Genomic DNA, 13,032 nt, shown 5'->3' with positions numbered 1-13,032 from the left:
TCTTGACAAAAGGCGCGCTGCGTGATATCCTATTACAAGATAAAAGCGTACCGGAACTATGTCCGGCGCGATAAATTTTTGAGAGTTAGAGAGGTTTCTATCATGGAGCGTATCAAGACTATTGCTACTCGTGACCTGACCAAGAGCGTTAAGACCGGTGGCTGCGGCGAGTGCCAGACTTCCTGCCAGTCCGCCTGCAAGACTTCCTGCGGCGTGGCTAACCAGCAGTGCGAGAACAGCAACAAGTAATTTCTGCAAACCTTATGCCGCCTTTGCCGGGCGGCATTTTTTTGTGTAATCTGGAATGGAGTGTAAAATGGTACATCAGTATCAATTAAACGGTTATAACATCGTGCTGGACACCTGCAGCGGCTCGGTGCATGTTGTGGACGAGGTGGCTTACGATGTCATCGCCATGTACCCGGAGCATACCGCAGACGAGATCGTTGCCGCCATGCTGGCAAAGTACGGCAGCCGCCCGGATGTAACCGAAGAGGATTTGCGCCAGTGCATCGACGACGTGACCAGCCTGAAGGAAAACGGCAAGCTGTGGAGCCCGGATGTCTATAAGGACATGGCCTTTGACTTCAAGAACCGCAACACCGTGGTAAAGGCACTGTGCCTGCACGTTGCCCACAGCTGCAACCTGAGCTGCTCTTACTGCTTTGCCTCGCAGGGGCGCTACCACGGCGACCGCGCCCTGATGAGCTTTGAGGTGGGCAAGCGCGCCATGGACTTCCTCATCGAGAACAGCGGCACCCGCCGCAATCTGGAAGTGGACTTCTTTGGCGGCGAGCCGCTGATGAACTTTGATATGGTCAAAAAGCTGGTGGCCTACTGCCGCGAGCAGGAGAAGATCCATAACAAGAACTTCCGCTTTACCATGACCACCAACGGTGTGCTGATCGATGATGATGTCATCGACTTCTGCAACAAGGAGTGCCACAACGTAGTGCTGAGTCTGGACGGCCGTAAGGAGGTCAACGATCGTTTCCGCGTGGACTGTGCAGGCAACGGCAGCTACGACCGCATCGTGCCCAAGTTCCAGGAGTTCGTGAAAAAGCGCGGCGACAAGAACTACTATATGCGCGGCACCTATACCCACTTTAACACCGACTTCACCAACGATATCTTCCACATGGCAGACCTTGGCTTTACCGAGCTGAGCATGGAGCCGGTGGTATGTGACCCCAGCGATCCCAGCGCCCTGACTGAGGCGGATCTGCCCATCCTGAAGGAGCAGTACGAGATCCTTGCCAAGGAGATGATCAAGCGCGACCGCGAGGGCAGAGGTTTTACCTTCTACCACTACATGATCGACCTGACCGGCGGTCCCTGCATCTATAAGCGCATCTCCGGCTGCGGCTCCGGCACCGAGTACATGGCGGTTACCCCCTGGGGCGATCTGTACCCCTGCCACCAGTTCGTGGGCGACCCCAAGTACCTGCTGGGCGATATCTGGAAGGGCGTTACCAACACCGCCGTGCGGGATGAGTTCAAGCACTGCAACGCCTACGCCCGCAAGGAGTGTCAGGACTGCTGGGCAAAGCTGTACTGCTCCGGCGGCTGCGCTGCCAACTCCTACCATGCCACCGGCAGCATTACCGGCGTGTACGAGTACGGCTGTGAGCTGTTCAAAAAGCGCATGGAGTGCGCCATCATGATCAAGGTAGCCGAGAATCAGGAACTGGCAGCCAAGGGCATTGAGGTGCCCATTGAGCTGGGCTCTACCTGCAACGCCTGCGCTGACGGCGAAGCCTGCGAATGAGCGTGACCACCCCCATCGTGGATTTTGTGCGCAGCTATGCACAGTCCGGCACCGCTCGGCTGCACATGCCCGGCCACAAGGGGCAGAGCCTTTTAGGCTTTGAGCCGCTGGATATCACCGAGATCTGCGGTGCGGACGAGCTTTACGCGCCGGAGGGCATTATTGCCGAAAGCGAAGCCAACGCCACCCGGCTGTTCGGCACGGCGCACAGCTATTACAGCACCGAGGGCTCGTCTCAGTGCATCCGCGCCATGCTGTTTCTGGCGCTGCAAGGCGTACCGCAAAACGGCAGGCGCCCGGTGCTGCTGGCTGCCCGCAACGCCCACAAGGCGCTGCTCTACGCGGCGGCGCTGCTGGATTTTGATATCCGCTGGCTTTGGCCGTCTGCGCAGGCAGAGGGTGCACTGTGCAGCTGCCCAGTCACAGCCGAAACGCTGGCCGAGGCTTTGCACGCGCTGACGCAGCAGGGGATAAGCCCCTTTGGTGTGTACGTCACCAGCCCGGATTATCTGGGCGGGATGCAGGACATCCCGGCGCTGGCCGCTGTCTGCCGGATGCAGGGCGTGCCTTTGCTGGTGGATAACGCCCACGGGGCCTACCTGCGCTTTCTGCCGCAAAACTGCCACCCCATCGCGCAGGGCGCGGCGATGTGCTGCGACTCTGCCCACAAGACCCTGCCGGTGGTCACCGGCGGCGCGTATCTGCATCTGGCGCACGATGCCCCTGTGCAGGACGAAGCCGCCGTGCGGGGGGCGCTGGCACTGTTCGGCTCTACCAGCCCCTCTTACCTCATTTTGCAGTCGCTGGATGCCTGCAACGCGGTGCTGGCAGGGGACTACCCCCAGCGGCTGGCACAGTGCTGCGCCGCGCTGGAAAGTCTGCGCCGCAGCCTGAACAAGACCGCAGCGGTACGGCAGTGCCCGGTGCCGCTGGCAGTTGCCGGGGCGCAGCAGGAGCCGATGAAGCTTACGCTGGACGCCGCTGCCCTTGGCTGCACTGGCACAGCGCTGGCAGATGCTTTGCACCGCGCACAGCTGGAGTGCGAGTATGCAGACCCGCGTTATGTGGTGCTGATGTTCACCCCGGAGAACCCGTCGCAGGACTTTGAACGCCTGCAAACCGCGCTGGAACAGCTTCTGGCTGCTGTGCCTGCCGGGCTGCCCCGCCCAGAGAACCGGGCAGGGGAGTTTGCCGCCTTGCAGCAACAGGCGGTGCAGCGCTGCACCATCCGGCAGGCGGTGCTGGGCGCACAGGTGCGCGTTCCGGTGCACAAGGCACTGGGACGGGTGTGTGCCATGCCTACGGTGTCCTGCCCGCCCGCCATTCCTGTGGCGGTCAGCGGCGAGGAGATCACCCCGGCGGCTATTGCCCTGATGCAGCACTACGGCATCGAGGAACTCTCGGTGCTGCGATAAAGATTTTATAAGAAGAGAACCCGGAAGGTCTGCGGACCTTCCGGGTTCTCTATATTTATTCTTAAATATCCGTCCGGGGTGTGGCGCACATCTCCCAGAAGTGCAGCTCGTGCTCCGAGCAGGCGCGGAAGATTGCGCGGCAGCGAGCGGCGCGCTCCGGCGAAAGGCCGGTGCAGGCCACCTCGGCGCGCTCTGCCCATGCGCGGCAGGCGGCATCATAGCCGGGGCCGGCGTAGTCCAGCACCAGCGCGCCGTAGTAGGTGTCCTTTACGGCGGGGGAGCGCTGCAAAAGCTTCTGGAATAGCCACCCGTAACTCAGCATACAGGGCAGGCAGGCCATCAGGCACTCAGCTTCCCCTTCGCCGGTGCGGGCAGCATCGATCATGCAGTCCAGATAGGCGCGGTTCTCCGGGCGCAGGGGCAGGGACTGGATATCAGCTTCCCGCAGACCGTACTGCTCCAGATACCGCAGCCGGGTCAGGTCCTCGTTCTCCTGCACAAAGGACAGCAGGGAATAGTAGGTGCGCATGGCAGCCATGGTGGTGGCCTTGGTCATGCCCCACGCAAAAATTTTGGCGTACTCCCGCAGATACAGGCTGTCCTCCACAAGGTAGCTTTTAAAGCAGTCCTCGCTCAGGGTGCCGTTTTCCATCTTTTGCAGAAACTCGGTCTGTAAGCACTGCTCCCACACAGGCAGGTCTGCCTGCACCAGCGCCGAAACGAAGGGCAGGTCAGTCACGGACAAAATCTCCCTTCAGGTTGAAGGTATGATCCATGGGCCCGGAGCCGTGCCCTAAATCCAGCATGGCGGACAGACAGCCGGAAATGTAGGCCTTGGCGCGCTCCACGGCGGTGTCGAGGTCGTACCCCTTGGCCAGATTGGAAGCGATGGCGCTGGACAGGGTGCAGCCGGTGCCGTGGGTGTTGGGGTTTGCAATGCGCTTGCCCTTGAACCACTTGCCGGTGCCGCCGCGCCACAAAAGGTCGTCAGCATCGTTGATCTGGTGGCCGCCCTTGCACAGCACGGCGCAGCCGTAGCGCTCGCTGATGGTACGGGCAGCGGCTTCCATGTCGGCAGCGTTTGCAATGGTCATGCCGGACAAGATCTCGGCCTCCGGGATGTTGGGGGTAAGCACCTCAGCCAGCGGCAGCAGCTTTGCGGTCAGCGCCTGCACGGCATCGTCCTGCAGCAGCTTTGCGCCGGAGGTGGCCACCATCACAGGGTCCACCACGATATGCTTTGCGCCGTAAAAGTGCAGCCGCTCGGCAATGGTGTCGATGAGCGGGGCAGAGGATACCATGCCGATCTTTACCGCATCCGGGTAGATGTCGGTAAATACAGCGTCGAGCTGCTGCGCCAGAAACTGCGGCGTGGTGTCAAAAATGGCGGTCACACCGGTGGTGTTCTGTGCCGTCAGGGCGGTAATGGCGCTCATGGCAAACACGCCGTTGGCGGTCATGGTCTTGATATCGGCCTGGATCCCGGCGCCGCCGCTGGAATCACTGCCGGCAATGGTCAATGCAGTTTTCATGGATAAAATGCTCCTTTGCAGCAAAAATGCGGATATGCCCGCAAAGACATATCCGCAGATAAAAGCGCTATCTCCCTACGTTGGCATGATCCAAATCAGGTCACAGGTCAGGGCAGTACAACCCACTCTCAGCCCGCTTTGCGCGGGCTCCCTTTTTATAATAGAAAGCATACCACAATCGGGGAAAAGATGCAAGAAAAACAGGCTGCGCAAAAACGCACTGCTTACTCGCCCAGTGCGGTGCGGATGTTGTCCAGCACCTTTTTGCTCAGCAGAACGAAGGCTTGCTTGGTGCGGCCTGCGGACACATTGGCACAGCGCACGTTTTCCCGGGCAAAGAAGTCCTCGGCCACGGGGCCTGCGGCGGCGCGGGTGTCGCAGAAGAAGCGGGTGCCGGGCAGGTCGAGCCACTTTTCCAGTGCAGCGGAGTCGAAGCCGGGGCCGATGGAGGTGTTGAACAGCACCTTACCTGCACCCAGCTGGGCAAACTCGTTTTCGCCCAGCAGCAGTACATTCTTGTTCAGGCAGGTGAACACCACTTCGCTGTCTGCCAGCAGCTGGGGCAGGGGCTTGAAGGTCATACCGGCAGCCTCGGCGTCCGGCTTTGCGCTGCGGGCAAAGTAGCTGATCTCTGCGCCCATAAATTGCAGCGCGTCGGCGATCATCCGACCGGAAACGCCCAGCCCCACGATGCCCACCTTCAGGCCGGTGATCTCCACCGGCTCGTCCCGCAGCATAGGCATTCCAAAGCCGTGCAGCAGGCCGGTCAGCTCGTGCAGAACATACTCTACAACGCCGCGGTCGCCGTAATCCCGGATGCCCAGCACCTTGATGCCCCGGGTGCGTGCGTAGGCGATATCCACGTTGGCGCTCTCCTCAGAGTACAGGCTGCAGCACATGCCGATATAGCGGATGTTGGGGCACTGTGCAATGACTTCCTTGCCCATGCGGGAGGTGTAGCTCAGCAGCACGGCATCGGCGTCTCCGATGCGGCGCACCATTTCGGCGTCACTGCCGGGCACGTCACGGTACAGCACCACCTCTTTGGCGTAGCGGTGCAGCTCCTCCTCGGCAGAGGGAATCAGACTGACCGGCTCAATGGCAACAAGCTTTTCAAACATGACGGACTCCTCCTTATATTAGTAGAAGCAGACGGGCGAGGACAGATTGCGCAGCAGAGAGACGGCGCTCCAGCCTGCAATGGCGCTGGTGGAGGAGCAGATGTCCACCACAGCCTTCACGCCCTCGATCTCGGCGGTGATGCAGTGGTCATCGCCCACCCAGCCGGGAACGGAGTGCATGGTCACGCCGGTGATCTCGGGGCCGGTGGTGGCCAGAGAGGTAGCCACAGCCACGTTCACCCGGCGGGGGAAGGTGGCAATGGCCTGCTTTGCGTTGCCGGTGAACACGGTGGTCTTTTCGGTGTCGGTCAGCAGATGCTCTGCCCACACCGGGGTGTTGCGGAAGCCCTTTGCACCGGTATGGGTCTCGATGCCGGCGGTCTCCGGCAGGCCCTGCGCCTGTGCCATCAGGGTGACGGTCTGCAGCACATCAAAGCCGCCGATGGCACCGCTGGCCAGATGCACCTTGGCGCCGCCCTCCACGGCGGCAGCCTTGACCTGTGCGTAGAAATCCAGATCCGCAAAGGCACCGATGGACAGAATGACCAGATTCACGCCCCGCTTCAGCACGGGGATGGCCATGGCGCGTACCGACTCCACCGAGGCAGCCTCCACGATGTACTCCGGTTCAAGCGCCAGCAGCGCGTCCACGTCCGCACAGACGGCGCAGCCGACATTGGCGGCGGTCTTTTCAGCCGAGGCGCGGGTGCGGCTGGTCACGCCCACCAGCTCGTAGTCCGGCAGCAGACCCTTCTTCCACGCGTCGGCCACGATGTTGCCCAGAAAACCGCAGCCCACAATACCCAATTTTGTTTTCATACCGTATCCTAAACTCCTTTTTTCTGCCTGTGGCAGCATATTCATAGTTAGTATACCATATCGGGTACAAAAAGGAAAATGATGTTTGCGGCAGCCCGGCGGGGCAGGACATAAAAAGTTAACAAAATAAATTACAAATAAATTACAAAACCCTATTGCAAAATGGTTTCAAAAGAGTTACAATATGGTTACAGCAAGGGCAAAGCCCCAAGGCTGTGTGTGAAATCTTTTTCTTCTTGTTTTTGGGATACTGGGCGCGGATCCTCCTCCTCCGGCTGTTCTCCTTCACAGCTATGATCCATGCGCCGCACAGGCAGTGTCCCGCTTCGTGTGCAAAAGGGCTCGTCCGGTGTTTCGGACGAGCTTTTTTGCATTCTGCAAGCCCTGTTTTACCTGCAAAAGTGATACTTCAAAAATCAAAGTATGACCAATGCCCGAAAACGCTTGGCAATTTGTCTGTTTTTCCGCAAAGGACAATTATAAAGTTTGGCGCGGCAGGGGTTTGTATTCTTGCAGGCTTTGTGGTAAAGTATATACAATCAATTTATAGGCAGCAAACATGAATGATTTTGATGCTGATTTATATCGGATGCGTTAAGAGAAAAGGAGTTTGATTATGGCTTATTTCTACGAAGAACCCTCCCGCACCTTTGGCGAGTACCTGCTGGTCCCCGGCTATTCCTCTGCGGAGAATGTGCCCACGGCGGTCAGCCTGAAGACCCCGCTGGTCAAGTACCGCAAGGGGCAGGAGGAGTGCCCGCTGCAGATGAATATCCCCATGATCAGCGCCATCATGCAGTCGGTCTCCGGCGATAAGCTGGCCATTGCACTGGCTCGTCAGGGCGGCGTTTCCTTTATCTATGGCTCTCAGAGCATCGAGAACGAGGCTGCCATGGTGCGCCGCGTCAAGAGCTTCAAGGCCGGCTATGTGGTGTCCGATTCCAATCTGGCTCCCACCGCCACCCTGCATGATGTGCTGGAGCTGAAGGCACGCACCGGTCACTCCACCATCGCCATCACTGCCGACGGCACTCCGGGCGGCAAGCTGCTGGGCATCGTGGCTTCCCGCGATTACCGCATCAACCACACCCCGGACGACGCCTGCGTTACCACTTTTATGACCCCCGTTGAAAAGCTGGTCACCGCTCCGGCCAACACCTCTCTGCACGACTGCAACAACATCATCTGGGACAACAAGATCAACACACTGCCGCTGGTGGATGCCGAGGGCAATCTGGTGTATATGGTATTCCGCAAGGACTACGATTCCCACAAGGCCAACGTCAACGAGCTGCTGGATAAGAACAAGAGCTACGTTGTAGGCGCCGGTATCAACACCCGCGACTACGCCCAGCGCGTGCCCGCACTGGTAGAGGCCGGTGTGGATGTGCTGTGCATCGACTCCTCCGAGGGCTACTCCGAGTGGCAGAGCCGTACTATCGGCTGGATCCGCGAGCACTACGGCGACACCGTCAAGGTGGGTGCCGGTAACGTGGTGGACGCCGAGGGCTTCCGCTTCCTCGCTGAGGCTGGCGCAGACTTCGTGAAGATCGGTATCGGCGGCGGCTCCATCTGCATCACCCGTGAGACCAAGGGCATCGGTCGCGGTCAGGCTACCGCTGTCATCGAGGTTGCCAAGGCTCGTGACGAGTACTACAAGGAGACCGGCATCTATGTGCCCATCTGCTCCGACGGCGGCATCGTCCACGACTACCACATCACCCTCGCTCTGGCTATGGGCGCAGACTTTGTGATGCTGGGCCGTTACTTTGCCCGCTTTGACGAGAGCCCCACGAACAAGGTGCGCATCAACGGCCAGTATATGAAGGAGTACTGGGGCGAAGGCTCCAACCGTGCCCGCAACTGGCAGCGCTACGATCTGGGCGGCTCCACCAAGCTGAGCTTTGAGGAGGGCGTGGACAGCTATGTGCCTTACGCCGGTCCTCTGGCGGACGGCGTGCAGACCACCCTGTACAAGGTGAAGAGCACCATGTGCAACTGCGGCGCTCTGTCCATCCCCGAGCTGCAGCAGAAGGCCAAGCTGACCGTTGTTTCCTCCACCTCCATCGTGGAGGGCGGCAGCCACGACGTTGTGCTGAAGAACGCCACCCCCAGCATCATGAACGGCTAAGCCTGTTCTGAGCAAGCGATTCCTTTGAACACAGAGACCGCTGCACAGCGTTTGTGCAGCGGTTTCTTTTTGCACAAAAATACTTGCACAGGCAGGGAAATCGTGCTATCATGGTAGAAACGCTCTGTCTTGACAGGGCGGCAGATCCCCCTGCCGGGCAAGCGGCAGGCGGCGCAGCGGGGAAGACCCCCGCGCCGGGCATAAATAGAGAGGAAAACGTTCATGAACGAGATCAAGGTCGAGCCTTATATCCCTGACGAGGACTACGATAACCCCGCGATGGTGGTGGACTTTTACGAATTCACCATGGCGAACTGCCTGTTCCTGCATGGTTTTAAGGATACCACGCTGGTGTTTGACATGTTCTTCCGCAAAAACCCGGACAATCAGGGCTATTCCATCAGCGCAGGCCAGCGCAAGCTGACCCGCTTTTTGTTGGACTATCACTTCAATGAGCAGGATATCCACTGGCTGCGCACCAAGGGCATGAGCGAGGAGTTCTGCGAGTATCTGCGCACCTACAAGTGGAAGGGTGATATGTACGCCCTGCCCGAGGGCACGGTCTGCTACCCCCATGTGCAGATGGTGCGCATTGAGTGCGATCTGGTGGGCGCGATCCTCATCGAGACCTACCTGCTGCAGACCATGAACTTCCATAGCCTGATCGCCACCAAGGCCACCCGCGTTACCGGTCTGAACACCCACACCCCCCGCAGCGTCATGGAGTTCGGTACCCGCCGCGCACAGGGCGAGAGTGCCGGCAACGATGGCGCTTACGCAGCAGTGCTGGGCGGCTGCATCGGCACGGCCAACTGTCTGGCAGAGATGAAGTTCGGCGCAGAGGTCAAGGCCGTGGGCACCGTGGCACACAGCTTTATCGAGTTTTTCCCCACCGAGTTCGATGCCTTCAAGGCCTTTGCCGATACCTACCCGGATTCGGTCAGCCTGCTGCTGGATACCTATAATATTATGGAAAGCGGCCTGCCCAACCTGATCAAGCTGGACGATTATCTCATTGAGAAATACCCCAACGATCCCAACCGCCGTGTCAAGAGCGCCCGCATCGACTCCGGCGACCTTGCTCGCGGCTCCAAGCGGCTGCGCAAGGCACTGGATGCCGCCGGTAAGCCCTACATCAAACTGGTAGCCTCCAACGGTCTGGACGAGAAGAAGATCGCCAACATGGAACTGTACGAGCACGCACACTTCGACTCCTACGGCGTGGGTGAAAACCTCATCACTTCTGCCTCCGACCCCGTGTTCGGCGGCGTGTACAAGCTGGTGGCAGTGAAGAAGCCGGACGGCAGCTACACCCCCAAGATGAAGTGCTCCGATTCTGCCAGCAAGGCCATCATCCCGGGCAAGAAGATGCCGTGGCGTCTGTACGATGAAAACGGTCAGGCGCAGTGTGACCTGATTGCCATGGACGGCGAGGTCATCGAGGCCGGTAAGCCGGTCACCATGGTCAATCTGGACTCGGACGCCATCGAGCGCACCATCACCTTTACCCCCACCGCTGTGCGTCCGCTGCTGGTGCCGCATATTCTGGGCGGTAAGCTGGCCATTGAACTGCCCTCTATTGCGGAGAAGAAGGCCTATATTGCAAAGCAGCTCACCGAGGAAACTTGGGAGAGCGAGCTGCGTCTGGAGTGCCCCCACAAGCACTACGTCAATATGACCCCCGCAGTGGCCGAGTGCCGCTCCCGGATGTACGCCGAGCTGCACGGCGGCAAGGTGTAAGCAGCACCGAATAAGCGGTTTTTCTTGACAAAACAGGGAAACTATTGTATCATAAAAGCCGCTGATTTTGATAAGAATGATACTACCACCAGATTGCGAATAGCAGTGTGGTTGTAATAATTTTTCCTCACACCTGTTATTCCCGGCTCCCTCTCAAGCCAGAGGGCAGCAGGGCTTTGTAAGCCGGGGTTGCGCCGCTGTGGTGAAATTGGCAGACACGAGGGACTTAAAATCCCTTTCTGGAGACAGAGTACGGGTTCGACCCCCGTCGGCGGCATGTAAAAGCCCGGAATCGTTCGTTGATTCGAATGATTCTGGGCTTTTTCTTTTACGCTTTGCGGGGAACGGGCGGGGCGCTGTTGTCCGTCAGACCAAGGATATAATCGGTACTGGTATGGTAAAGGTGAGCAAGCTGGATCAGCACCTCGGTGGGGATATCCCGCTTGCCGGTCTCGTAATTGGAGTAGCAGACCTGGGTGCATTTCAGATACGCCGCAACATCCTTTTGCAGCAGATCACGATCCTCCCGCAGATCCCGGATACGTTGATACATGGTGTTTACCTCAAAGGCTTTATTTAAGGTAAAGTATAGGCATAACGAAATGTTATATTGACATATAAAACAAAATGTTATATCATGGTGTCGTGCCGGGCACAACTATGAATATCCGGCGCAAAAGGGGAGAACATCATGAAACTGGAATTCCGGCAGACAGTATCCTGCAAACACCTTACGCTTGCAAGGGTCTGCAAAACCATCGACTGGCAGCAGCCGCTGCCCCGGTGCGGAGAATATGTGACCGGGCTGGATACGCTGGACGGCGAGCAGGAACTGCAGGTGCACAAGCTGCTGCACCGGGCACAGGACGGCAGCTGCCTTGCGGAGCTGCCGGGCTTTAACATCGCGCAGCTGCGGCTTTCTTACCGGGAGCTGGAGCAGCTGGCCGAAAAAAAGGGCTGGACGCTGCAAAAGCTGTAAAAACTTAAATTTCCCTCTTGCATTCTGGCCAATTCGTGCTATAATAGTAAGGCAATCGTTTCCAAGGCCGCTCGACGGGGTAGCCGATATTGAAGGTTGTGATGGGCACATACATTAAATATGGCCCCAATACGTCAGAACCAGAATTGAGGTGAAAAGAATGAAACAGGGTATCCATCCGAACTATGTTGACTGCACCATTACCTGCGCTTGCGGTAATGTCATCAAAACTCGTTCCACCAAGCCCGAGATCCACGTCGAAGTTTGCTCCAAGTGCCATCCTTTCTACACTGGCAAGCAGAAGCTGGTTGACACCGGCGGACGTGTTGAGCGCTTCAACAAGCGTTTCGGCCGTAAGTAATTATAGGCTATCTCATGCCGCTTCCTTCGGGAGGCGGCATTTTTGCGTTTTGCGGTGGCAAATGTTTCGTTTTCCCACACAGGATTGTCTTAATTTAAACACATTTTCCATCTAAACTAAAGCAGTTCCAAACCGGAAAGCGCTGGTTCTACGCCGCTTTCCGCAAAACAGCTTCTGAAATAAAAGGAGAGTTTGCTGTGATCGAAGTTTCTCACCTGAGCAAGTCCTACGGCAGCCGCCCTGCCGTGCAGGATCTCTCGTTTACGGTGCCGGACGGCCAAATCTACGGTCTGCTTGGCCCTAACGGTGCGGGTAAATCCACCATTATGAATATCCTTACCGGCTATCTGGCACCCACCGAGGGCGAGGTAAAGGTAGCCGGCTTCCGTCTGCCGGAGCAGGCACAGCAGGCCAAAGCCTGTGTGGGCTACCTGCCGGAGCAGCCGCCGCTCTACCCGGAAATGACCGTGCAGGAGTATCTGGACTTTGTGGCAGAGCTCAAGGGGGTAAAGCACGCGCAGCGCAAACAGCAGGTGCTGGCCGCTGCCCGCCGCACCGGGTTGGAGGAAGTGCTGCCCCGGGTCATCCGCAGCCTGTCCAAGGGCTACCGTCAGCGGGTTGGCATTGCGCAGGCGCTGCTGGGCAGCCCGCAGCTCATCATTCTGGACGAGCCCACCGTAGGGCTGGATCCCGCGCAGGTCATCGAGATCCGCAACCTCATCCGGGAGCTGGGCAAGGCGCACACGGTCATTCTGTCCAGCCACATCCTCAGCGAGGTGCAGGCCGTGTGTCAGCAGGTGCTCATCCTGTCTAAAGGGCATCTGGTGGCTGTGGGCAGCCCGGAGGAGCTGGGCGAGACTCTGAATCCCGGCAGCCGTCTGCGCGCTACCGCGCAGGGCGAGACTGACACCGTGCTGGCCGCTGTGCGCAATGTGCCGGGCATCTGCCGGGTAGAACTGGAAAGCGCCGCAGACGGTCAGATCACCTTTACCGCCGAGAGCGAGGACGCCGCCGACCGCCGCGCCGCCGTGTCCCGGGCACTGACCGAGGCCGGCTGCACCGTGCTGGCACTTTCCGCCGAGAACCGCAGCCTTGAGGAGGTATTCCTAGCGCTGACCGAAAAAACGCCGGAGCAGAATACCCCGGCAGAAGGGGAGGGAAACTGA

13 protein-coding genes, 1 tRNA gene and 1 riboswitch are annotated in these 13,032 nt (G+C 58.7%); of the genes, 9 read left to right on the top strand and 5 right to left on the bottom strand.

Annotated features, from left to right (window positions below):
- Nucleotides 1-102: 102 nt before the first annotated feature.
- The 3 genes from scfA (at nucleotide 103) to DXB44_RS03415 (ending at nucleotide 3,183) form a co-directional block, all read left to right on the top strand.
- Nucleotides 103-249 (top strand): six-cysteine ranthipeptide SCIFF, encoded by a 147-nt coding sequence (scfA, locus tag DXB44_RS03425; RefSeq protein WP_005926683.1) that lies wholly within the window; start codon nucleotides 103-105, stop codon nucleotides 247-249.
- A gap of 67 nt (nucleotides 250-316) precedes the next feature.
- Nucleotides 317-1,768, top strand: coding sequence for a thioether cross-link-forming SCIFF peptide maturase (gene scfB, locus DXB44_RS03420; RefSeq protein ID WP_044960665.1), 1,452 nt, complete (start codon nucleotides 317-319; stop codon nucleotides 1,766-1,768).
- Nucleotides 1,765-3,183, top strand: coding sequence for an amino acid decarboxylase (locus DXB44_RS03415; protein WP_118657740.1), 1,419 nt, complete (start codon nucleotides 1,765-1,767; stop codon nucleotides 3,181-3,183). Before scfB ends, DXB44_RS03415 begins: the two co-directional genes overlap by 4 nt.
- Nucleotides 3,184-3,244: 61 nt before the next feature.
- Here DXB44_RS03415 and DXB44_RS03410 read toward each other — a convergent pair whose 3' ends face one another.
- The 4 genes from DXB44_RS03410 to DXB44_RS03395 form a co-directional block, all read right to left on the bottom strand.
- Nucleotides 3,245-3,922 carry a TENA/THI-4 family protein gene (locus DXB44_RS03410; RefSeq protein WP_118657739.1) on the bottom strand — a complete coding sequence of 226 codons (678 nt, stop codon included), beginning with the start codon at nucleotides 3,920-3,922 and terminating at the stop codon, nucleotides 3,245-3,247.
- Nucleotides 3,915-4,715 (bottom strand): bifunctional hydroxymethylpyrimidine kinase/phosphomethylpyrimidine kinase, encoded by an 801-nt coding sequence (gene thiD, locus DXB44_RS03405; protein WP_118657738.1) that lies wholly within the window; start codon nucleotides 4,713-4,715, stop codon nucleotides 3,915-3,917. The genes DXB44_RS03410 and thiD overlap by 8 nt, the downstream gene beginning before the upstream one ends.
- Nucleotides 4,716-4,770: 55 nt before the next feature.
- A riboswitch (TPP riboswitch) is annotated at nucleotides 4,771-4,879 on the bottom strand.
- Nucleotides 4,880-4,939: 60 nt separating this feature from the next.
- The gene (locus DXB44_RS03400) at nucleotides 4,940-5,836 is read right to left on the bottom strand and encodes an NAD(P)-dependent oxidoreductase (RefSeq protein ID WP_118657737.1); all 897 of its coding nucleotides are present in this window, start codon (nucleotides 5,834-5,836) and stop codon (nucleotides 4,940-4,942) included.
- A gap of 18 nt (nucleotides 5,837-5,854) precedes the next feature.
- On the bottom strand, nucleotides 5,855-6,655 hold the full coding sequence (locus DXB44_RS03395; protein ID WP_118657736.1) for an aspartate dehydrogenase domain-containing protein: 801 nt from the start codon (nucleotides 6,653-6,655) through the stop codon (nucleotides 5,855-5,857).
- Between the two features lie 616 nt (nucleotides 6,656-7,271).
- On the opposite strand from DXB44_RS03395, the gene DXB44_RS03390 reads away from it, so the two are divergent.
- The 3 genes from DXB44_RS03390 (at nucleotide 7,272) to DXB44_RS03380 (ending at nucleotide 10,803) form a co-directional block, all read left to right on the top strand.
- Nucleotides 7,272-8,786, top strand: a complete 1,515-nt coding sequence (locus tag DXB44_RS03390; RefSeq protein ID WP_118657735.1) for an IMP dehydrogenase — start codon at nucleotides 7,272-7,274, stop codon at nucleotides 8,784-8,786.
- A gap of 222 nt (nucleotides 8,787-9,008) precedes the next feature.
- Entirely contained in the window at nucleotides 9,009-10,526 is a 1,518-nt protein-coding gene (locus DXB44_RS03385; RefSeq protein ID WP_118657734.1) for a nicotinate phosphoribosyltransferase, read from the top strand.
- A gap of 193 nt (nucleotides 10,527-10,719) precedes the next feature.
- Nucleotides 10,720-10,803 (top strand) — tRNA-Leu (locus DXB44_RS03380).
- Between the two features lie 51 nt (nucleotides 10,804-10,854).
- Here the strand turns inward: DXB44_RS03380 and DXB44_RS03375 are convergent.
- The gene (locus tag DXB44_RS03375; protein ID WP_097780098.1) at nucleotides 10,855-11,079 is read right to left on the bottom strand and encodes a helix-turn-helix transcriptional regulator; all 225 of its coding nucleotides are present in this window, start codon (nucleotides 11,077-11,079) and stop codon (nucleotides 10,855-10,857) included.
- Between the two features lie 138 nt (nucleotides 11,080-11,217).
- Between DXB44_RS03375 and DXB44_RS03370 the strand changes: the two genes are divergently transcribed.
- The 3 genes from DXB44_RS03370 to DXB44_RS03360 all read left to right on the top strand — a co-directional run bounded on the left by DXB44_RS03370 (nucleotide 11,218) and on the right by DXB44_RS03360 (nucleotide 13,032).
- Entirely contained in the window at nucleotides 11,218-11,505 is a 288-nt protein-coding gene (locus tag DXB44_RS03370; RefSeq protein ID WP_118657733.1) for a hypothetical protein, read from the top strand.
- 160 nt (nucleotides 11,506-11,665) lie between these two features.
- Nucleotides 11,666-11,866, top strand: a complete 201-nt coding sequence (gene rpmE / locus DXB44_RS03365) for a 50S ribosomal protein L31 (RefSeq protein ID WP_005926533.1) — start codon at nucleotides 11,666-11,668, stop codon at nucleotides 11,864-11,866.
- Between the two features lie 197 nt (nucleotides 11,867-12,063).
- Nucleotides 12,064-13,032, top strand: coding sequence for an ABC transporter ATP-binding protein (locus tag DXB44_RS03360; RefSeq protein WP_118657732.1), 969 nt, complete (start codon nucleotides 12,064-12,066; stop codon nucleotides 13,030-13,032).

It is taken from the genome of Faecalibacterium sp. OM04-11BH (assembly GCF_003482185.1).
GTDB lineage: Bacteria > Bacillota > Clostridia > Oscillospirales > Ruminococcaceae > Faecalibacterium > Faecalibacterium tardum.
Note: the sequence above shows the minus strand (reverse complement) of the source record. Positions and strands in the feature narration are given on the sequence as shown.

Bases quoted from the DNA above. Each gene is read 5' to 3' on its own strand.
- scfA (WP_005926683.1), top strand. From the start codon at position 103: ATGGAGCGTATCAAGACTATTGCTACTCGTGACCTGACCAAGAGCGTT.
- scfB (WP_044960665.1), top strand. From the start codon at position 317: ATGGTACATCAGTATCAATTAAACGGTTATAACATCGTGCTGGACACC.
- DXB44_RS03415 (WP_118657740.1), top strand. From the start codon at position 1,765: ATGAGCGTGACCACCCCCATCGTGGATTTTGTGCGCAGCTATGCACAG.
- thiD (WP_118657738.1), bottom strand. From the start codon at position 4,715: ATGAAAACTGCATTGACCATTGCCGGCAGTGATTCCAGCGGCGGCGCC.
- DXB44_RS03400 (WP_118657737.1), bottom strand. From the start codon at position 5,836: ATGTTTGAAAAGCTTGTTGCCATTGAGCCGGTCAGTCTGATTCCCTCT.
- DXB44_RS03395 (WP_118657736.1), bottom strand. From the start codon at position 6,655: ATGAAAACAAAATTGGGTATTGTGGGCTGCGGTTTTCTGGGCAACATC.
- DXB44_RS03390 (WP_118657735.1), top strand. From the start codon at position 7,272: ATGGCTTATTTCTACGAAGAACCCTCCCGCACCTTTGGCGAGTACCTG.
- DXB44_RS03385 (WP_118657734.1), top strand. From the start codon at position 9,009: ATGAACGAGATCAAGGTCGAGCCTTATATCCCTGACGAGGACTACGAT.
- DXB44_RS03375 (WP_097780098.1), bottom strand. From the start codon at position 11,079: ATGTATCAACGTATCCGGGATCTGCGGGAGGATCGTGATCTGCTGCAA.
- DXB44_RS03370 (WP_118657733.1), top strand. From the start codon at position 11,218: ATGAAACTGGAATTCCGGCAGACAGTATCCTGCAAACACCTTACGCTT.
- rpmE (WP_005926533.1), top strand. From the start codon at position 11,666: ATGAAACAGGGTATCCATCCGAACTATGTTGACTGCACCATTACCTGC.